Here is a 19,642-nt window from a genome sequence, read left to right on the forward strand (position 1 = left end):
AAATGAGCCTACGACCCGGCTGCGGCTCATTTTCTACAGGGTATGATCATAAGACGATTCTTTCACGCTGAAGCAGAACCGACTGGAAGTCGGTGGGTTGGAACCAGGGCGTGGATACTCAAGATAATCACCGGGCCGCACCGGGCTGGATTTCATGAAATACTGTCCGGTATCTCGGGTGAAACCGGTGCACATGAAGACGTTCAGAACATCGTGAATATGCGGCTCCGCCTCGGCCAAAGAGCAACCCAGATGATCGGCAAGTGCCCGTGTCAGATTGGAGTGACAACATTGGTGGTATTGACCGCCGGACAACAGGTTATGAGTGTATGGATCGCAACGGGTGCCGATGACGTCGTGAACGGAGCCTCCGAATTCGTCAAAACCGTACCAATCCAGCGTGTCATCGGTGATGGTGGCCATGGGCCGCAGGTTTGGAAAACTTGTCCAAATCCGATCTGAAGTGGACAAATGCGTGCCATGAAGCGCGCGCGTCTTGCCTGAATAGAACCTTTCAGACAAATCATGTGCATTCCAAAGGTTCAGATCGCCCACCTGCGGGCCGTCCACCGATGTGATACGGAAAAAATGACCCGCTGGCACGCTAAAGCTGCGCGCGTCACGGGGCGGAACCAGCACTTCTGCCGATTTTACCGCTGTCTGTCTGGTCTGCCGGTAAAGCGCCATATCTGGCGCGGTCAAACTGTCCGCAGGATAGCAAATGACCGGAGGCACTGCGCGCTTGGCCTTTGCATCTTGGGGTGCAGGGTGGGCAGAGTGGTGTGGTTTCATCAGGTTGATCCTTTGTTCGCCCTATCAGCCCACACTCCACGTCGCCGATCAAGTCACCAATGGCTTGATTGACAACAAGCTGTCCAGTTGCCATCAGATATGCAGCAATAGCGGAGGTCTTATGAAACTCGCCTATGTCATCGCACCCGGTCGGGGCCAAACCAACCTGCTATTGGCGGGCGTGGCCGAAGCTTTGGGAAAACGCGGCCTGACGCTGTGCGGAACGGTTCAGCTGGACACTGAACGAGCCGAGGAGCATCACTGCGACATGGATGTTTTGGTGCTGCCGGATGGCCCGAAAATCCGCATCAGTCAGTTCCTCGGGGCGAATGCGCGCGGATGCAAACTAAACCCAGAGGCGCTGGAGACAGCCGTTGCCCAGACCGAGGCACGGCTGAAGGATGATGCCGACCTGCTGATCGTGAATAAATTCGGCAAGCAAGAGGCCGAAGGGCGCGGATTTCGCGAAGCGGTGGGCGAAGCGCTTGCCCGCGACATCCCTGCAATCATCGGCGTCTCGGAAGGGTCCCGCGATGCGTTTATGGCGTTCGTGGGCGATGCCCAACAACTGGAACCAGAGCACGATGCGGTGATGAATTGGGCGCTGGATGCAACCCGTTAGCACGCCAACGCGTCTGGTGATCTGATGGTCGGCTTCACGTCCTCCCCCGCCCAAAAAAACCATGATGTCATCATCATAGGTGGGGCGATGATGGGATCGTCGGTCGCATGGTGGCTAAGCCAAAGCTCTGATTTTCAAGGGCGAATATTGGTGGTCGAGCGTGACCCAACCTACGCGGCATGTTCAACCGCACACACCAATTCCTGTCTGCGCCAACAGTTCAGCGCCGGCCTGAATGTTCAGGTTTCCCAGTATACCGTGGACTTCATCAAGAACCTGCGCGCCAATATGGGCGGCGACACCCGTGTTGACGATCTGTCGATCCAATCCTTTGGCTACCTATATTTGGCGGATACGCCATCACGCGCCGAGGAATTGCGATCGGCGCAACAGGTGCAGAGCAAATTTGGCGCAAGCACTCGGATACTCTCGAACGACCAACTTGCCGAGGCTTTCCCGTTCTATCATGTGGACGATATCATCTTGGGCAGCCATGGAACGAAGGACGAAGGATATTGGGACGGCGGCGCATTGTTCGATTGGTTCCGACGCAAGGCGATTGAGGCCGGCGTCGAATATGTTTCGGGCGAGGTCACAAACATTAACTCCGCCCATGGCAAGGTCTCCGGGGTCACGCTGAAATCTGGCGAGACATTGTCATGCGCCCATCTGGTCAACGCCGCCGGACCACGCGCTGAAGGCGTCGCAAAAATGGCCGGGCTTAGCCTTCCTGTCGAACCACGAAAGCGCTTCACTTGGGTGGTGAAAGCCGAGCGGCCGCTGGCGTGCGATCTACCGCTCACAATCGATCCCTCAGGGGTACATTTCAGGCAAGACGGGCCTGAAACCTATATGATCGGCGCACGTCCCGACCCCGACCCGGCTGTCGATCCAGATGATTTCACCATGGATCACAGCCTGTGGGAAACTCATGTCTGGCCCATCGTCGCAACCCGCATTCCACAATTCGAGGCACTACGGATTGTGACCGAATGGGCCGGGCATTATGCGTATAATGCGTTTGACCAAAACGCCGTACTTGGCCCCCATGATCAGCTCGAGAATTTCTATTTTATCAACGGGTTCTCGGGGCATGGACTGCAGCAAGCCCCTGCGATGGGGCGCGGGTTGGCCGAGCTGATCACACATGGCGCATTCCAGACGATGGATTTGACGACCTTTGGCTACGACCGGATCACATCCGGCCAACCATTTGGTGAACGCGCCGTAATCTGACGTGTTGCATTCAGCCGCGATGCGCCCCGTCCGCGAGCGATTTCACGAATGCCAAAACGTCCGCGACTGGCTCTCTTGCGGCAATTTTTGAGACAATCGCGCTGCCCACCACAACGCCATCTGCGATACTCGCGATCGCCTCGGCCTTGTCGGGCGTGTTCACACCGAAGCCCACGATAACCGGGATATCGGTTGCCGCTTTGATGCGCGCCACTTCGGGGCCGACATTGGTGGCCTGCGCTTCGGCGGCACCCGTCACACCTGTGACCGATACGTAATAAACAAAGCCCGACGTGTTTTGCAGCACTTTGGGCAACCGCTTGTTATCGGTGGTCGGCGTGGCGAGACGAATAAAGTTCAGACCGGCCTTTTGGGCTGGGATGCAAAGCTCGTCATCTTCCTCTGGCGGAAGATCCACGACAATCAGACCATCCACACCCGCCGCCTTTGCGTCAGCAAGAAACTTGTCCACGCCGCGGCTGTAGATCGGGTTGTAGTACCCCATCAGCACAATCGGCGTTGTGTCATCGCCCTTACGGAATTCCGCCGCCATGTCGAGCGTCTTTTGCAGGGTCATTCCGCTTCCAAGCGCGCGCTGACCGGCCAACTGAATAGTCGGGCCGTCGGCCATTGGATCCGTAAAAGGCAAACCCAGTTCGATCACGTCGACCCCAGCCGATGGCAAACCCTTCATAACCTCAAGCGAGGTGTCCACGTCCGGATCACCGGCCATGATATATGTCACGAATGCTTTGCGGCCCTCGGCTTTTAGCGCGGCAAACTTGGCGTCGATGCGAGTCATGGGCTCTCCTTTCCCTGCTTCTGCCCGGTTTGCCGAAGCGGGACAGGAAAATCAATGGCTCACTGATAGTCGCTGTCGGCCATTATCATCCAACGGGTGCCGAACTTGTCGGTCAACGTACCGAAAAGCGAGGTCCAGAACATCGGTGAAAGCGGCATGCGCACGTCCCCGCCATCGGCCAGCGCATCAAAAACCCGTCGGGTTTCATCGTCGCCCGCCAGCGATACACAAACATTGCACCCGGCCATCTGAGGCGTATCTCCGGTCGTATCATCGCTGGCAAAAAGCCAGCCATCGCCGATGGCCAGCCCGGCGTGCATCACAGCATCATCAGGGACACCCGGCATCGACGCGCGATCAGCTTCGGGCATATCCTCGAACGACATGATCTCGGGACCCTTTCCAAAGATCATCCCATAATGGGTCATCGCCTCGCGGCAGTTGCCGTTGAAGAACAGATAAGGAATGGGTTGCATGGCAGACCTCCTTCTTTTGATTGCATTCCCCACTCCACCACGCTTGCGCCCATGCTGTCAAAGCCCTAGAAGGCCCGAGTGTTCAAACGACGGAGGCCGTGATGGGTTTCAAGATGGGTATCGTGGGTCTGCCAAATGTCGGCAAATCGACGCTTTTCAATGCACTGACCAAGACGGCCGCCGCACAGGCAGCCAACTTCCCTTTCTGCACCATCGAACCCAATGTGGGCGAGGTGAACGTGCCCGATGGGCGTTTGGACAAACTGGCCGCCATCGCAAGCTCGAAAGAGATCATTCCAGCCCGCATGACCTTCGTGGATATCGCTGGTCTGGTGAAGGGCGCATCTAAAGGCGAAGGATTGGGCAACCAGTTTCTGGCCAACATCCGCGAGGTTGACGCCATCGCCCATGTGCTGCGCTGTTTTGACGATGGCGACGTAACCCATGTCGAAGGCCGCGTGAACCCGGTCGAAGACGCCGAAGTGATCGAAACCGAACTGATGCTGGCGGACATTGAAAGCATCGAGAAACGCTTGCAAAACATCGTGCGCAAGGTACGTGGCGGCGACAAAGAAGCCGTTCAACAGGAACGTCTGATGCGTGCTGCGCAAGCCGCGCTGGAAGATGGCAAACCCGCGCGCACAGTCGACGTGGATGACGAAGATCGCAAGCAATGGAACATGCTGCAACTTCTGACCACCAAAAAAATCCTTTACGTCTGCAACGTGGACGAAAGCGACGCCGCCAAAGGCAACGCCTATTCGCAAGCTGTTGAAAAGATGGCCGCCGAACAAGGCGCGGCCTCGGTCGTGATCTCTGCCAAGATTGAAGAGGAAATCAGCCAGCTAGACGCCGACGACATGGAAATGTTCTTGGAAGAGCTTGGCCTGAAAGAAGCCGGGTTGGATCGCTTGATCCGCGCCGGATACGAGCTTTTGCATTTGGAAACCTATTTCACAGTCGGCCCGAAAGAGGCCCGCGCCTGGACCATCAAAGAGGGCACGATGGCCCCTCAAGCCGCTGGCGTCATCCACGGCGACTTTGAGCGTGGGTTCATCCGAGCCGAAACCATCGCTTATGACGACTACGTCGCGCTGAACGGCGAAAGTGGTGCCAAGGAAGCAGGTAAAATGCGCGCTGAGGGCAAAGGCTACACCGTCAAAGACGGCGATGTCTTACACTTCCTGTTCAACGCCTGATTACTCCAAGTAAGAAAAGTGAAAAGCCGGGCCACCCCTAACCCGGCTTTTCGATTGAGCGCGTGGGACAACGCACTCAGGGAGAGGTCTCGTTCCTATCAAAGCGCCTGTTCGTCTGCTGAACCTGTGCTTTGCCCCTTCAAATGGTTTGCGAAACCAAAAACCGAAACCAACATAAAAAATAGTTGAATGGTGAGCGATGCAACATTGAAATGCACCGTCAAGCTGAGAGCGACAAAACCTGCTGCTGTAAATTGCAACGCGTAGTAGCAGGTCTTCTTGCTGGTCACTACGTCGAAGGCAACCAACATATATGTTGTGCAGTAAATCGCGGCACCTAAAAGGCCAACAACTTCCCAACCGTCTAACGAGCTAAAATGGCTCATACCTCACCACCCAATCAAAAGGCTTAAGTAAATAATCTGGTTATCGAAAAATCTTAATTAAATCAGTAGGCTGATGGCAGCTGGTAAAATCCTGCACCACCGTGCCTAAACTCAGATTTCGATAATCTGGCACGTAAATCAATAGCACCGCCCATGAATTGACGCTTAATTCACGTAGCGAAAACAGCGGGCAAACGGCATATGTTTCGCAAGTTGATTGCCCAAAGACCGTGGACACCTATGACGTGTAAAATGAATTGGTGCGGGCGGTGGGACTCGAACCCACACGGGCACAAGGCCCAACAGATTTTAAGTCTGGTATGTCTACCATTCCATCACGCCCGCACTGGGCAGGGGTTGATCCCCGGCTTTTCCTAGCGCGTCCGCAAACCAGAGGCAATCGGTCAGATGCATCACATTGCAAATGGGTCAGATCGGCACCGTATTTCCATCATCCTTGATCGCTTGCATCACCACGTGGGTCGAACTTTGCGCCACATGAGGCAGCGCCGATATTGCTTCACCCAGCACGCGTCGAAAATCCCGCATGTCCTGAGTGCGCACCTTGAGGAGATAATCGAAATGAGCCGCCAGCATGTGGCATTCCTCGACCTCGGGAATAAGTGCAACCTGAGCGTTGAAGGCCCTTAACGCGGACTCGCGGGTGTCTGACAACTTCACCTCGACAAAGGCGACGTGGTCCCGGCCAAGGCGGATCGGATCAACGTCTGCCCGGTAACCGGTGATCACGCCCTCTGCCTCCAACCGGCGCACGCGGGCTTGGGTCGGGGACTTGGACAGACCGATCATTCGGGCAAGGTCGGTGATGGAGATACGGCCATCGCCCGTAAGTACGTTAAGAATCTTCTGGTCGAAGGCATCAAGTTCGACTTTCCTATTGTCCCGCATTCCACACCACATTTTGGTCAATATGACTGCGGATCGATAATATTCAGGAAAACCGACCAGCGTCTTCGGCATATCATAGAGGATACGTGAACACCAAGAGGATCCACACATGATCGATGCTCTGCGCCAGCATATTGATGGCCTTGCCTATGTAGACGAAGAAAGCCACATCCAGAGCTTGGCCAAGGCCGCTGAGCTGTCAGCCGATGATCGCGCCCGGATCTCGGCAAATGGGGCCGATTTGGTCCGCGCCATTCGCGCGTCGTCCGACCCCGGCATGATGGAGGTCTTTCTGGCCGAATACGGCCTTTCGACGGATGAAGGCATCGCGCTGATGTGTTTAGCCGAGGCCCTGTTGCGCGTGCCTGACGCGGAAACCATTGATGCGCTGATCGAAGATAAGATCGCGCCCAGCGATTGGGGGAAGCACCTTGGACGGTCGTCATCTTCGCTGGTGAATGCCTCGACCTGGGCGCTCTTGGTGACGGGCAAGGTTTTGGATGACCATGAACCCGGCATTGTCGGCGCGCTACGTGGTGCGGTGAAACGCTTGGGTGAACCGGTGATCCGCACCGCCGTTGGGCGCGCGATGAAAGAGATGGGCAGCCAGTTCGTGCTGGGTGAAACCATCGCCTCGGCCATGAAGCGCGGCTCAAAGATGGAAGCAAAGGGTTTCACTTACTCCTATGATATGTTGGGCGAAGCGGCATTGACCGACGACGATGCCCGCCGCTATCAGATGTCATATGCCAAGGCGATTTCTGAAATCGCGAGCGCCTGCCATTCGAAAGATATCGCCGCGAATCCGGGCATCTCGGTCAAGCTGTCTGCTCTTTTCCCACGTTATGAACGCGCCCAGCGTGACCGGGTGATGGAAGTCCTCGTACCTCGTGTCGCGGCCCTTGCCCAGCTGGCGAAATCGGCCGGTATGGGGTTCAACATCGATGCCGAGGAAGCCGACCGGCTGCAAATCTCGCTTGATGTGATCGAGGCCGTTCTTGGCGATAAGGCTTTGGCCGGATGGGACGGGTTTGGCGTCGTGGTACAGGCTTATGGCCACCGTGCGGGCGCGGTGATTGACTGGCTTCATGCGCTGGCCAAGCGCTTGGATCGCAAGATCATGGTCCGTTTGGTTAAGGGCGCGTATTGGGACACAGAGATCAAACGCGCACAGGTCGAAGGGTTGGATGGTTTCCCAGTTTTCACTCGCAAAGTCGCAACAGACGTCAGCTACATCACTAATGCGCGCAGGCTGCTGGGGATGACTGATTGTATATATCCTCAGTTTGCGACGCATAACGCACACACGGCGGCGGCCATTCTGGATATCTCAAAGTCCGCGGGGGTGGGCGCAGAGGCTTACGAATTCCAGCGACTGCACGGTATGGGCGAAAGCCTGCATCAGATCATTATGGACCAGCACAACACACGTTGCCGCATCTATGCTCCCGTGGGCGCACATCGTGATCTGCTGGCTTACCTTGTACGCCGATTGTTGGAGAACGGGGCTAACAGCTCTTTTGTCAATCAGATCGTCGATGAAAGCGTTACCCCAGAGGAGGTCGCCGCCTGCCCGTTTGACGCGCTCGACCACCCATCGCCGCACGTCCCCACCGGGCCCGAGCTTTATGAGGGGCGCAAAAACTCCATGGGGTTGGATTTGACCTTCGACCCACATTTGGACCGTATTGATCAGGCGCGAAACGCGTTCGCCGAAACCGAGTTCACCGCCCAGCCGCTGCTCGCAACCGCGACCGGCGGCGGTCAAGTTGTTGACGTAACGAACCCGTCAAACGATGTCGCGGTTGGTAAGATCACATGGGCCAGCGCGCAGGATGTCTCGGCTGCGCTGGCCGCTGCAACGCCTTGGGACGTCGCACCCGAGGAACGCGCCGCCGTTCTGAACCGCGCGGCCGATCTTTACGAAGCCAACCTTGGGGTTTTCTTCGCCCTGTTGTCACGAGAGGCAGGGAAAACCCTGCCCGACTGCATGGGCGAACTAAGGGAAGCCGTCGATTTTCTAAGATATTACGCCTCGCGCATTCCCCATCTGACGCGCGAACCCTGCGGGTTGTTTACCTGTATCTCGCCTTGGAACTTTCCGCTTGCGATCTTCACCGGTCAGATTGCGGGCGCCTTGGCGGCCGGAAACGGCGTTCTTGCAAAACCAGCAGAGCAGACCGGGATCATTGCTTATGAGGCCGTGAAGCTGCTGCACGAAGCTGGGGTGCCACGTGCAGCTCTGCAACTTCTGCCCGGCGACGGCGCAACAGTGGGTGCGGCGCTCACGTCTGACGCGCGCATTGATGGCGTGGCCTTCACCGGGTCGACCGAGACGGCGCAGATCATCCGACGGTCCATGGCAAAATTCATCGCGCCTTCCGCCCCGCTGATCGCGGAAACCGGCGGGCTAAATGCGATGATCGTGGACAGCACGGCATTGCCCGAACAGGCCGTGCGCGACATCGTGGCCTCAAGCTTTCAGTCTGCTGGACAGCGTTGTTCAGCCCTGAGATGCCTTTATGTGCAAGAGGATATCGCCGACAGTCTGACCGAAATGCTTGTCGGCGCAATGGACGAGCTGACGCCCGCTGACCCCTGGCAGTTGTCCACCGATTTGGGACCAGTCATCGACAAAGAAGCCTATGACGGCATCCGCGCCTATGTTGACGCCGCGCGCGCCAACAACGGGCTGGTTCATGAACTTGCGGCGCCGACCAGCGGCCACTTCATCCCCCCAGCCTTAATCCGGGTCGACAGCATCGCGGAGATGAAGCGCGAAATCTTTGGCCCGGTCCTGCATATCGCGACCTTCAAAGCCGAGGATCTGGACGGTGTGATCGACACGGTGAACGCCACTGGCTATGGGCTGACATTCGGGCTGCACACCCGGATTGACGACCGCGTCCAGCATGTGGTGGAGCGCATTCACGCGGGCAACGCCTATGTGAATCGCAACCAAATTGGCGCGATTGTTGGCTCTCAACCTTTTGGGGGCGAAGGTCTGTCTGGCACTGGCCCGAAAGCGGGTGGCCCCTCCTATATGGATCGGTTCTGCGCCCCCGGCCCCGCGCCTATTAACGCGGCAAGCGAACACAGCTCGGACATCACCAAGACCCAGCTGGACCGTGCCGTCGTCGCCGCGATGCGCGACGCCACACTTGGCTCGGACCGCCTGCCCGGCCCGACAGGGGAGCTTAACCAACTCTCCACCCATCCGCGTGCTCCCATCCTGTGCCTTGGCCCCGGCGATGTTGCTGCTGATCGCCAAAAGGCTGATATCGAGGCCCTGGGTGGCATCGCAGTGCTGGCCCCCGATTTGGAGGCTACAATATTAGAGCAAGTCGATGGGATCGGAGGTGCGGTTTACTGGGGTGACGAGGACACGGCGCGTAAACTGGGCATAGCGCTCGCATCTCGCTCTGGCGCAATCCTGTCGTTGACAACTGGTACTATTACGCCCGAGGTCGTGGTCCACGAACGTCATCTCTGCGTTGACACGACCGCATCTGGCGGCAATGCAGAGTTGTTAATGTTATCGCAAGCCCCTGATTTGTCGGCAGAATAGCCCCAAAGCTTGACCCGGTGCGTAACATCGGGTCAAGTCATTCCATGTTTCCGATCCGAGATCACAACCCGTCCCAGCGCACGCCTTATGTGACGTATGGCCTGATCGCGATCAATGCGATCGTGTTTTTGGTGATGCTGCCGCTTTACGGAAATGATGCCGGGTTAAGCCGTATTTATCTGAGTTATGGGGCAATCCCTGTGCGACTTACCAGCGGACAGGGCTACGAGACGGCCGTAACCTCGATGTTCCTACATGGCGGTTTCATGCATTTCGCTGGGAATATGCTTTTTTTGTGGATCTTCGGCGATAACCTCGAAGATATTCTGGGCCATGTCCGCTTTGCAGTCTTCTATCTTGTTTCGGGCATTGGGGCCTTGCTTTTGCAAATACTTGCTGACCCAGCCAGCCCTGTCCCAATGGTCGGTGCGTCAGGGGCTATCGCCGGTGTGATGGGGGGATATTTGTTGCTGTTCCCGAAGGCACGGGTCGACGTGTTGCTCATCCTGGTGGTGATCTTCAAGGTGATCCCGTTCCCAGCATGGCTGATGCTAATCATCTGGTTTGGGCTGCAAGTTGTAAACGGCGCGCTGAGCCTTGGCCAAACCGGTGGCGGCGTCGCCCATTGGGCACATGCGGGTGGGTTTATCGCTGGATTGTTGTTTGTGCTGCCAGTTTGGAGGAGCCTTGGGGGGAAGACGTTTTGGGACCGGACGCATGGGCACCCGGATCATCCCGAGGCAAGTTACAGCGTGGGCAAAAGCCGAATACCCAAGGTAAACCGTCGCAGGTAACTTCCGCAAGATGAGGGCATCGAAGTGACTTGTCGGATTCGAACAATCTCGCTAGAGGCTCGCTCCCGTTAGGATCCAGTATCCTGATTGGCCACCACACTACTAACTTGATCAGCTAAACCCGGAATATTACTCCCGACAATAAACAAACTCGCCATACCAAGCATTACAATGGCGGCCGTCAACACGATCCAGTCGACGGTTACAGCACCATCTTCGTCCGTGGCAAGCCCATACAAACGGGCCGTGATATTGGTAAATCGTTCCATACCGCTATCTTGACGTACAATCGGGCAGGATTGTGACCTTCAAGCGGTATTTTGCAGCTTCTGGGCGAAGTCAGCTGTTGCGAACCAAACCCGAGAACTTCTCAAAGATGGCCTCGTTGCTTGCAACAATCTCACCGTCTGCAAGGGCAGAACCTTGAGGATTGATAGGCTCTACAAATCCTCCGGCTTCGCGAACGATTACGATGCCTGCTGCCAAATCCCAAGGGTGCAGTCCACGTTCCCAGAACCCATCGTAACGGCCAGCAGCAACATAAGCCATGTCGAGCGCAGCCGCCCCAAGGCGCCGTATACCCGCGCAGCCCGGCAGTATGCGCGCGAGATCTTGCAAAGTCTCTGGCAGATCGGCCCGCCCGCCAAACGGCAATCCGGTTGCAAACAGGCTTTCGATCATACGCCCGCGGGCCGATACCCGAAGACGGCTTTGGTTTAGCCAAGCGCCTTCGCCTTTTTCGGCCATGAACATTTCGTCTTTTGCAGCATCATAGATGACGCCTGCGACGATCTCGCCTTTATGTTCCAGCGCGATCGAGATCGCCCAGTGCGGCAGCCCGTGCAGAAAATTCGTCGTGCCATCCAGCGGATCGACGATCCAGCGGCGAGTCGGATCTTTACCTTCGGCTTCCCCACCTTCTTCGGCCAACCAGCCGTAGTTGGGACGCGCCTCCATCAGAATATCGCGAATGATCTTTTCAGCTGCGATATCTGCCTTGGATACGAAGTCGCCCGCCCCCTTCATCGACACTTGCAAGTTCTCGACTTCGCGGAAGTCTTTCACAAGGCTACGACCGGCCATCCGGGCCGCCTTGATCATCACGTTCAGATTTGCACTGCCTTCCATGGGGCGCTCCTAGCTTCTCAGACGGCGCGTATACGCCGACGCGCCTTGTTTGCCAAGCCTGTTTAGCCCCCGCGCGCGCGTTGAAGTTTGACAGGTTCCGATCGACATAGCCGGATCATGTGCGCGACATAGGGAACCATCGCATCTTCTTCGCGCGTGGCGGCATACATACGTTTGGACAAACCCGTTTTTGTCAGCGGCAGCGTGACATAATCGGGATTGTCGCTGATCCCGCGCAAGACCCAATCGGGCATCACAGCCACGCCACGCCCAGCCGCCACCAACATCAAGATCATCTCCGTCATCTCGACTTGCCTAACGGCACGAGGTTCGACCCTGTTTGGTGTCAGCAGCCCAGAGAACACGTCGGTCTTGGCGCGCTCGACTGGATAGGTCAGCAGCAGTTCGGGTTCGAAATCTTCCGCGCAAACATGGTCATGCGACGCCAATCGATGGCTAGAGGCCGCCACAAAGCGCGGCTCGTAATCAAAAAGCGGCGCAAACGAGATACCGGGCATATCGACAGGGTCCGATGAGATCACGAAGTCCACCTCTTCGCGGCGGAGCGCCTCGATTGCATCGAATGCCAGCCGTTGGCGGATGTCCAAATCAACCTCCGGCCAAGCGTGACGTAATTTGTCGAGCACCGGAAACAACCAATCAAAACAGGCGTGGCACTCGATGGCGATATGTAATCGCCCCGACCGCCCGGACTGAAGCGCGCGAAACTCTTCTTCCAGCCGCGACACCTCTGGCAATATCTGCTCGGCCAGTCTGAGAAGCTTCAGACCCGCCGGGCTTAACCGCATCGGTTTGGTGCGCCGATGAAAAAGTTCCATCCCCACCTGGTCCTCCAACCCTTTGATCTGATGGCTTAGGGCCGACTGTGTGATGTGGAGGATATCAGCCGCACGCGCCAAGCTGCCGGACTGTTGAATCGCACGGATCGTGCGGAGGTGACGAAATTCTAAATACATGCACAAAACTCATGTTTATCGTGAGGATTATGAATTTGTCTCACACCGGACAATCGGGCACAAGAGGCCAACCGATGTATTTTTGTCCGAGGACGCTATGACCACGCCTAACATCTCATTCGAGTTCTTCCCGCCCCAATCACTAGACGCTTCCTTCCGGCTTTGGGACACGGTGCGCGAACTTGCCCCGCTTGATCCTAACTTTGTTTCGGTCACTTATGGTGCCGGGGGCACAACCCGTGAATTGACTCATGATGCGGTGCAAACGATCCACAAGCACTATGGTCTTAACGTGGCCGCACATTTGACATGTGTGGAAGCAACACGCGCCGAAACGCTGGCGATTGCGAAGAACTACGCCAAGGCCGGGGTCTCTGAAATCGTCGCCTTGCGCGGTGACCCCCCGAAGGGCACGTCGGGGTTCGCGCCGCGTACCGATGGATTTGGATCATCGGTAGAGCTGATCGAAGCGTTGGCCGACACGGGCGACTTCCACATTCGTGTGGGCGCCTATCCCGATCCGCATCCCGAGAGCACCGATCTGGATCAGAATGTGGCTTGGCTGAAACGCAAGGTAGAGGCTGGTGCAAACTCCGCCATCACCCAGTTCTTCTTTGAGGATGACACGTTCTTCCGCTTCCGCGATAAATGCGAGAAGGCCGGGATCGACGTGCCGATCATCCCCGGCATCCTGCCGATTGAGAATTGGAATGGCGTACGCAAGTTCGCTGAACGCTGCGGTGCCCATATTCCAAGCTGGCTGGACGATGCATTCGCTAAAGCCCAGCGCGACGAGCGTGAGGACCTGCTGTCCACAGCGCTTTGCACCGAGCTATGTTCGGACCTGATTGACGGGGGCGTCGAAGACTTGCACTTCTATACGCTGAACAAGCCATCGCTGACACGCGACGTCGCCCGCGCGCTCGGTATCACGCCGCGTCTGGCATTGCAGGACGTGGCCTAAGGCTCGCCCGACTACAATCCGGCCCGCTGGACGGTGATCATATCAACCAACCCGTACCCGTTGAACCGTGTAACCGTGGCAAGGCTATAGGCCCCCATGCCTGAAAACAGGACGTAATCGTCTTCGGCAAGGTCTGCTGGCAAGGCCAGCGGATCAGGCAATTGGTCGATTGAATCGCAAGTGGGTCCGAACACGACCCGTTTGACTGCATCACCGCTGTGACGCGCACCATCCGACGTTACGGTCACGATCCGATCTGGTACACCAATCGAAGGCGCCTCGGACAAGGCACCGTATATACCGTCGTTCAAGAACACTGCTCCATCCTCACGGATCGACTTGACGCGAGTAGCCAGAGTGAAGGCCTCGGCAACCATCGCCCTCCCCGGTTCGCAGACCAGCTCTGGCGCGTCAGGACCAAAGGCTGCGACAACTGCATCATGGATAGCCGTAAACACGGCCTCCAGATCCTGCACGTAACCACGGTCTGCAGCAAACCCGCCCCCTACATTCAACCGAGCCAGCTTCACGCCCGCCTGTTGGGCAACGTCTGCACAGGTGGCGATATAGGTCGACCACGCTGCCGGATCGGTACATTGCGTACCTGGATGGAAAGTCATCGAAACCTTGAAGCCCGCGTCTTTCGCCTTGCGCAACAGGTCAACCGCGTGTTCAGGATCTGCGCCAAATTTCTCACCAAAGTGATAAGCAGCACCCTCCACCGGCAAACGCAATCGTACAGCAATCTCAACACCCTCCGGTGCCACTTGCGCGCGCAACTTGTCGAATTCGTGTGGCGCATCAACGGAATAGGAGGCAACACCGTAGGACACCGCCTCGGCGATCTCATCTTTGGAACGGACCGGATTATTGTAGTGCATGGCAACATCGGGCGACACCGCACGAAGCGCCCGCATTTCGGCGGGGCTGGCCACATCAAAGGCGCTGACCCCGGCAGCGACGAGATTTTCCAAAACAGCGCGACTGTCATTGGCCTTTACCGCATAGGTTACAAGCCCATCAAAGCCGTTGATAAACCGATGCGCCGTTGCCTGAAGCACCGCGGGGGCAAAATACAAGACCGGCTGTCCCGGTGTTTCGGTTTTCAGGTGGGATAGGGCTGTTAGCCAAATCGATGGTTGCCTGCTCATGTTCGCTCGCTTGGATTTTCTATCTATTCACGGTTCTATTTCAGAATCCGAACGGATGCCGTCGATTTCTAGTGGCAATTCGGGCGATATGTCGTGTATTTTCCGCCGAAAGATCGAAAGGACCGACCATATGGACGAAAAAGACCGCGAGTTGCTTGTGCAGCTTGAAGCAAATGCCCGTTTGCCTGTGGCGACACTTGCCCGCCGGCTTGGTCTAGCGCGATCGACCGTTCAGGCTCGGATCGAAAGGTTGGAGGAAAAAGGCATCATCGCCGGTTATGCGCTTCGCTTAGGCGATGCCGCGCGTGGCGATCGCATCCGCGCCACCGTCCTGATCGCGATCGAGCCGAGATCGACCCCTGCGGTTCTGGCGCGTCTGAAGACACTGAACGCAGTTGAAACGGCTCACACGGCCTCAGGTCGGTTCGACATGATCCTACAACTTGCCGCCGCATCGACGGCCGAGCTAGACCAAACACTTGATGCGATTGGCGAAATCGATGGGGTTAAAAGTTCAGAGAGCCTGATCCACCTCTCGACGCGGATAAACAGGTTCGGATAGAATAACTAGATTGTTAATGAGATTTACCGCGAGGCTACTATGACATTTACCACCGTCCCCGCCGCTCCGATCGACGGGCAAATTCCGGGCACTTCGGGCCTGCGTAAGAAAACCGCTGTGTTTTCGCAACCAGGATATCTGGAGACCTACACGCAAGCGATTTTCAATGCGATCAAACCGCACGGAGCAACGTTGGTTCTTGGCGGGGATGGCCGGTATTTCAACCGTGAGGCCATGGCCACCATACTTCGGATTGCGGCCGCAAACGGGGTGGCACGCGTGATCGTCGGGAAAGGCGGAATACTATCAACACCCGCAGCCAGTCATTTAATCCGCAAGCGTAATGCCGATGGAGGGTTGATCTTATCGGCCAGCCACAACCCCGGCGGACCTAATGGCGATTTTGGCTTGAAATACAATATCGCCAACGGTGGGCCCGCCCCCGAGCCCGTGACTGACGCCATCGTAAAATGCGCTCAATCCATCGACGCCTATCACGTGTGGGACGACGCGCTGCCCCCCTTGACCCAAACTGGCGACCTTCGCTTGGGCGAAATGGTGATCGAGGTTGTCGACCCGGTTGCCGACTACGCCGAGCTGATGGAGCAGTTGTTCGACTTTGCGGCAATCCGGGGTCTGATTGCCGACGGGTTTACCATGAAGCTCGACGCCATGCACGCGGTCACCGGCCCCTATGCGGTCGACATTCTTGAACGGCGGTTGGGCGCAGCCCCCGGAAGCGTGATCAACGCCATCCCCAGCGAGGATTTTGGCGGCGGTCATCCCGATCCAAACCCCGTTTGGGCCAAGCCGCTTTATGATCTGATGTTGGGGCCAGATGCCCCAGACTTTGGCGCCGCCTGGGACGGAGATGGCGATCGCAACATGGTGCTTGGACGCGGAGTGTATGTCACGCCGTCCGACAGCCTTGCGGTGTTAGCTGCCAACGCTCATCTGGCTCCGGGATATGCGTCCGGTATTGCCGGGGTAGCGCGATCCATGCCGACCTCGGCCGCGTCAGATCGGGTGGCCCAAAAAATGGGCATCGAGGCGTTCCAGACCCCCACCGGATGGAAGTTTTTCGGCAACCTTCTGGACGCGGGCCGCGCAACGCTTTGCGGCGAGGAAAGCGCGGGTACGGGATCAGATCATGTGCGCGAAAAAGATGGATTATGGGCCGTCCTGCTATGGCTGAACATACTGGCCGTGCGCAAGCAATCCGTTGCGGATATCATGCGCGATCACTGGTCCACTTATGGTCGCGACTACTATTCGCGTCACGATTACGAAGGCATTGCAACCAAGGATGCCAACGCGCTGATGGCCGCACTGAAAACGCGGATGCCAGACCTTGCTGGCCAGAGTTTTTCCGGCCTTACCGTCAAGTCAGCCGACGACTTCACCTATACCGACCCAATCGACGGCTCAGTCGCAACGGGTCAAGGTATCATCCTGACTTTCGAGAAGGGCGGGCGGGCAATGTTGCGTCTATCTGGCACCGGAACGGAGGGTGCGACCTTGCGCGTCTATCTGGAGCAGTTCTCGGATTTGGGTGAGGATCACAGTCTAGATGCGCAGGTCGCACTGAAATCCGTGATCGGCGCAACCGCCGAAATTGCACAAATCGAACAATTCACAGGCCGCGCGATGCCCGATGTGGCAACCTAGTACATAGGTTTTCCACTATAAAGTGAACCTGTTCCGCCGAAAATATCGGTCACTTGCCACCAGCGGGCACATCATTTAGTTGTTTTTTTACGACTAGGACCAATTTTGTTACAAGTTTATTAATATCGAACCCGTTTGCACGCGGGAATTTTGTTAGAAGTTTGTGGGGCCACAGAATTCGCCTTGAACTGCCGCGGTGTGGCATATGCCAGTGTGCAGTTCGCGGGGTGATCATTCCGTTGCGAGGGAAAATGAGCAAACAATTTGAGGACCGAGCACTCCGACGCTCGAAGAGCATATTCACAGGCATCCAAACGCCGTTCGCTGCAGCATCGGCGTTTGCGTTTTATGTTGGCACAAGTTTCGCGCAAACAGCGATGCCTACGATAGAAGAGATTCCGGTTTTTGACGATTCCGCCCTGTTCACCCAATCGGACGCTCTCGCTGTCTCTGGCGACGGCTCGGTCGCAGTAGGAAACGCAACAAATGCTGCGGGGGATCCTCGCGCATTTCGATTCTCTGGCGGCACCCTAACGAACCTGACGCCCCTTGCGGGAACTGTTGAAAGCTTCGCCACAGGTGCTAACCAAGATGGCACAGTCATTTCTGGGTATCAATTCGACGCTGGGGAGTTCACCGCGTTTTACTGGACCCAAGCGACAGGAACCGTGCTGATACCATCGATTGCTGGAATATTCAGCGAAGCAAATGGGACGAACGCCGACGGCAGTGTGATTGTCGGGACACTTCTGGGCGACGGTGTCTCGCCGAACCCACCCGATATATCCTCTCCAGCTCCTTATGATCGCGCATTTGTCTGGACGCGTGCAACGAACTCGATCGTGGCGGTGCCAAGTCTTGAGCTGTTCGGTGAAACCCGCGGCAACGACATCAGCGACGATGGCACAATCGTCGTGGGCCGCGCAGAAACTGGTGGGAGCAATCACGCGTTTCGCGCGATCGTCGGAGGCGCAATTGCAGACCTCGGAACCATAGGTTCAGTCGCGGGTTTTAGTGAAGCGAATGGTGTCAGTGGCGACGGGCTTGTCGTTGTTGGCCTGTCGAACACGCCAACCGCTGCGGGCAGGCGCGCTTTCCGGTGGTCCACGGGCACCGGAATGGTGCAGCTAAATTCAACCGACGAAGCGAATGTTGTCTTTTCCACTGCAAACGCAGCCAGTCAAGATGGCTCTTACGTTGCGGGTGCCGCACGCTATACGACGACACCCGGGTTCCGTGCATTGCGCTGGGACAGTGCCGGTGTGGCCACCGATCTGGGCGATCTGACCAGCGACAACAGCGGGACGTCGTTCGCAAATGGGATCAGCGCTGATGGATCTGTTGTCGTTGGTGTTGCCTCGAATGACGATGGCGACAGCCGAGGTTTCATCTGGCGCGATGCCGTGAAGCCCAGCGGGACCATGATCGACCATGTGAATACATTGATCCAAGTATCTGAAAACGCTGCACAGCAGGCCGCGGGAGCAGCCCAGTTGGACAAGCTCGTTCAATTTGCAATGGGCCAAACGCTTGAAATGCCTATCAGCGGCGACCCTGGTTCGCGCAACAAAGCTCGGACCACGCGCCCGTATTCACTGAAAGCAGTCGCTGGGGCATCAAATAACCCCGACGCCAACAACACCTCAATCGCTGGCCTGATCGGAGCCGTCGCGATCAACGACAACCTGGTACTTGGCGGTCACGTCGGGATCGGCGGCGATAGCGACAGCCTTGCGGGCTTTGGCATTGATGGCACCTTCCAAACCTACGGCATCTATCTGCAAGGTGGGCACCCCAGAACCGAGGGGCTGAACTGGAAAGTGGCGGCGGCACAAAGCTCGGCCAACGTCGACATCACGCGGTCAACCGCGCTGGCGAACACTGAGCGCGGGACCGGCAACACCGACATGAGCGCAGGTGCTGCATCGGCTGAATTGGGCTATGGCATAAGCCGAGGCGCATCCCTGATCACCCCGCTCCTTCGGGTTGCACGCTCAAGCGTCAAACGCGATGGCTATTCTGAAACCGACGCCGTGGCCTTCCCCGTCACATATAACGCCTATGAGATCGACGCGACCGTTGCCACGTTGGGCGCTGACTACCGTATGCCAGTGTCAAACAACGGCCGCATCAAGCTGACCGCTGGGTTGGAGTTCGACCTGTCACGCTCTGATAGCTCAGTAACCGGCTCAAGCGCTATTCCGGGTATGACGACATTTGCAATCGCAGGGCCAACTCTGGAACACGAACAACGCTTGTTTGCGGAAGCACACTATACCCACGATCTCAGCGGCGGACGCAGCTATGATCTTGGGCTCGGCGTGCACCAGACGGCCTATTCAGACAAACCATCCTTGATGGCCTCGATCGGGTATCAGATGGATTTCTGACCCAACCCAAATTTCAGA

Annotated in this window: 18 protein-coding genes and 1 tRNA gene; 9 read left to right on the forward strand and 10 right to left on the reverse strand. The window is 57.0% G+C overall.

The annotated features are described in order from the left end of the window. Positions 1 to 33: 33 nt before the first annotated feature. Complete coding sequence (locus V6N04_RS16730; RefSeq protein ID WP_371171342.1) at positions 34 to 792, reverse strand: urea carboxylase-associated family protein; 759 nt, start codon at positions 790 to 792, stop codon at positions 34 to 36. A gap of 121 nt (positions 793 to 913) precedes the next feature. Here V6N04_RS16730 and V6N04_RS16735 point away from each other — a divergent pair, with 121 nt between their 5' ends. Together V6N04_RS16735 and V6N04_RS16740 are read left to right on the forward strand one after the other, a co-directional pair. Further along, a complete protein-coding gene (locus tag V6N04_RS16735; protein ID WP_371171343.1) occupies positions 914 to 1,414 on the forward strand; it encodes a DUF2478 domain-containing protein in 501 nt (166 codons plus the stop codon). A 24-nt stretch (positions 1,415 to 1,438) separates the two neighbouring features. Beyond that, positions 1,439 to 2,650, forward strand: coding sequence for an NAD(P)/FAD-dependent oxidoreductase (locus V6N04_RS16740; protein ID WP_371171344.1), 1,212 nt, complete (start codon positions 1,439 to 1,441; stop codon positions 2,648 to 2,650). A 10-nt stretch (positions 2,651 to 2,660) separates the two neighbouring features. Here V6N04_RS16740 and trpA read toward each other — a convergent pair whose 3' ends face one another. Further along, complete coding sequence (gene trpA / locus V6N04_RS16745; protein WP_371171345.1) at positions 2,661 to 3,452, reverse strand: tryptophan synthase subunit alpha; 792 nt, start codon at positions 3,450 to 3,452, stop codon at positions 2,661 to 2,663. 59 nt (positions 3,453 to 3,511) lie between these two features. After that, positions 3,512 to 3,928, reverse strand: a complete 417-nt coding sequence (locus V6N04_RS16750; RefSeq protein ID WP_371171346.1) for a VOC family protein — start codon at positions 3,926 to 3,928, stop codon at positions 3,512 to 3,514. A gap of 101 nt (positions 3,929 to 4,029) precedes the next feature. On the opposite strand from V6N04_RS16750, the gene ychF reads away from it, so the two are divergent. Continuing rightward, entirely contained in the window at positions 4,030 to 5,127 is a 1,098-nt protein-coding gene (ychF, locus tag V6N04_RS16755; protein WP_371171347.1) for a redox-regulated ATPase YchF, read from the forward strand. 98 nt (positions 5,128 to 5,225) lie between these two features. Here ychF and V6N04_RS16760 read toward each other — a convergent pair whose 3' ends face one another. The 3 genes from V6N04_RS16760 to V6N04_RS16770 form a co-directional block, all read right to left on the reverse strand. Next, positions 5,226 to 5,513, reverse strand: coding sequence for a CBU_0592 family membrane protein (locus V6N04_RS16760; RefSeq protein ID WP_371171348.1), 288 nt, complete (start codon positions 5,511 to 5,513; stop codon positions 5,226 to 5,228). Positions 5,514 to 5,771: 258 nt separating this feature from the next. Then, a tRNA-Leu gene (locus tag V6N04_RS16765) sits at positions 5,772 to 5,858 on the reverse strand. Positions 5,859 to 5,942: 84 nt separating this feature from the next. Continuing rightward, complete coding sequence (locus V6N04_RS16770) at positions 5,943 to 6,422, reverse strand: Lrp/AsnC family transcriptional regulator (protein ID WP_371171349.1); 480 nt, start codon at positions 6,420 to 6,422, stop codon at positions 5,943 to 5,945. 109 nt (positions 6,423 to 6,531) lie between these two features. Here V6N04_RS16770 and putA point away from each other — a divergent pair, with 109 nt between their 5' ends. Together putA and V6N04_RS16780 are read left to right on the forward strand one after the other, a co-directional pair. Continuing rightward, on the forward strand, positions 6,532 to 9,990 hold the full coding sequence (gene putA / locus V6N04_RS16775) for a bifunctional proline dehydrogenase/L-glutamate gamma-semialdehyde dehydrogenase PutA (RefSeq protein WP_371171350.1): 3,459 nt from the start codon (positions 6,532 to 6,534) through the stop codon (positions 9,988 to 9,990). Between the two features lie 44 nt (positions 9,991 to 10,034). Next, on the forward strand, positions 10,035 to 10,784 hold the full coding sequence (locus V6N04_RS16780) for a rhomboid family intramembrane serine protease (protein WP_371171351.1): 750 nt from the start codon (positions 10,035 to 10,037) through the stop codon (positions 10,782 to 10,784). Between the two features lie 68 nt (positions 10,785 to 10,852). On the opposite strand, the gene V6N04_RS16785 is transcribed toward V6N04_RS16780, so the two are convergent. From V6N04_RS16785 to V6N04_RS16795, 3 genes are all read right to left on the reverse strand, one after another. Next, a complete protein-coding gene (locus V6N04_RS16785; RefSeq protein ID WP_371171352.1) occupies positions 10,853 to 11,053 on the reverse strand; it encodes a hypothetical protein in 201 nt (66 codons plus the stop codon). A 70-nt stretch (positions 11,054 to 11,123) separates the two neighbouring features. Further along, complete coding sequence (locus V6N04_RS16790; RefSeq protein ID WP_371171353.1) at positions 11,124 to 11,912, reverse strand: inositol monophosphatase family protein; 789 nt, start codon at positions 11,910 to 11,912, stop codon at positions 11,124 to 11,126. A gap of 62 nt (positions 11,913 to 11,974) precedes the next feature. Then, on the reverse strand, positions 11,975 to 12,889 hold the full coding sequence (locus V6N04_RS16795; RefSeq protein WP_371171354.1) for a LysR family transcriptional regulator: 915 nt from the start codon (positions 12,887 to 12,889) through the stop codon (positions 11,975 to 11,977). A 97-nt stretch (positions 12,890 to 12,986) separates the two neighbouring features. Between V6N04_RS16795 and metF the strand changes: the two genes are divergently transcribed. Next, entirely contained in the window at positions 12,987 to 13,853 is an 867-nt protein-coding gene (gene metF, locus V6N04_RS16800; protein ID WP_371171355.1) for a methylenetetrahydrofolate reductase [NAD(P)H], read from the forward strand. Between the two features lie 11 nt (positions 13,854 to 13,864). Here the strand turns inward: metF and V6N04_RS16805 are convergent, their stop codons facing one another. Further along, a complete protein-coding gene (locus tag V6N04_RS16805; protein ID WP_371171356.1) occupies positions 13,865 to 15,004 on the reverse strand; it encodes a type III PLP-dependent enzyme in 1,140 nt (379 codons plus the stop codon). Between the two features lie 130 nt (positions 15,005 to 15,134). Between V6N04_RS16805 and V6N04_RS16810 the strand changes: the two genes are divergently transcribed. The 3 genes from V6N04_RS16810 to V6N04_RS16820 all read left to right on the forward strand — a co-directional run bounded on the left by V6N04_RS16810 (position 15,135) and on the right by V6N04_RS16820 (position 19,624). After that, positions 15,135 to 15,566: an Lrp/AsnC family transcriptional regulator gene (locus tag V6N04_RS16810; RefSeq protein WP_371171357.1), complete on the forward strand. Its 432-nt coding sequence runs from the start codon at positions 15,135 to 15,137 to the stop codon at positions 15,564 to 15,566. A gap of 39 nt (positions 15,567 to 15,605) precedes the next feature. After that, entirely contained in the window at positions 15,606 to 17,234 is a 1,629-nt protein-coding gene (locus tag V6N04_RS16815) for an alpha-D-glucose phosphate-specific phosphoglucomutase (protein ID WP_371171358.1), read from the forward strand. A 251-nt stretch (positions 17,235 to 17,485) separates the two neighbouring features. Then, positions 17,486 to 19,624 (forward strand): autotransporter domain-containing protein, encoded by a 2,139-nt coding sequence (locus tag V6N04_RS16820; RefSeq protein ID WP_371171359.1) that lies wholly within the window; start codon positions 17,486 to 17,488, stop codon positions 19,622 to 19,624. Positions 19,625 to 19,642: the final 18 nt, after the last annotated feature.

It is taken from the genome of Aliiroseovarius conchicola (genome assembly GCF_041403445.1).
GTDB lineage: Bacteria > Pseudomonadota > Alphaproteobacteria > Rhodobacterales > Rhodobacteraceae > Aliiroseovarius > Aliiroseovarius conchicola.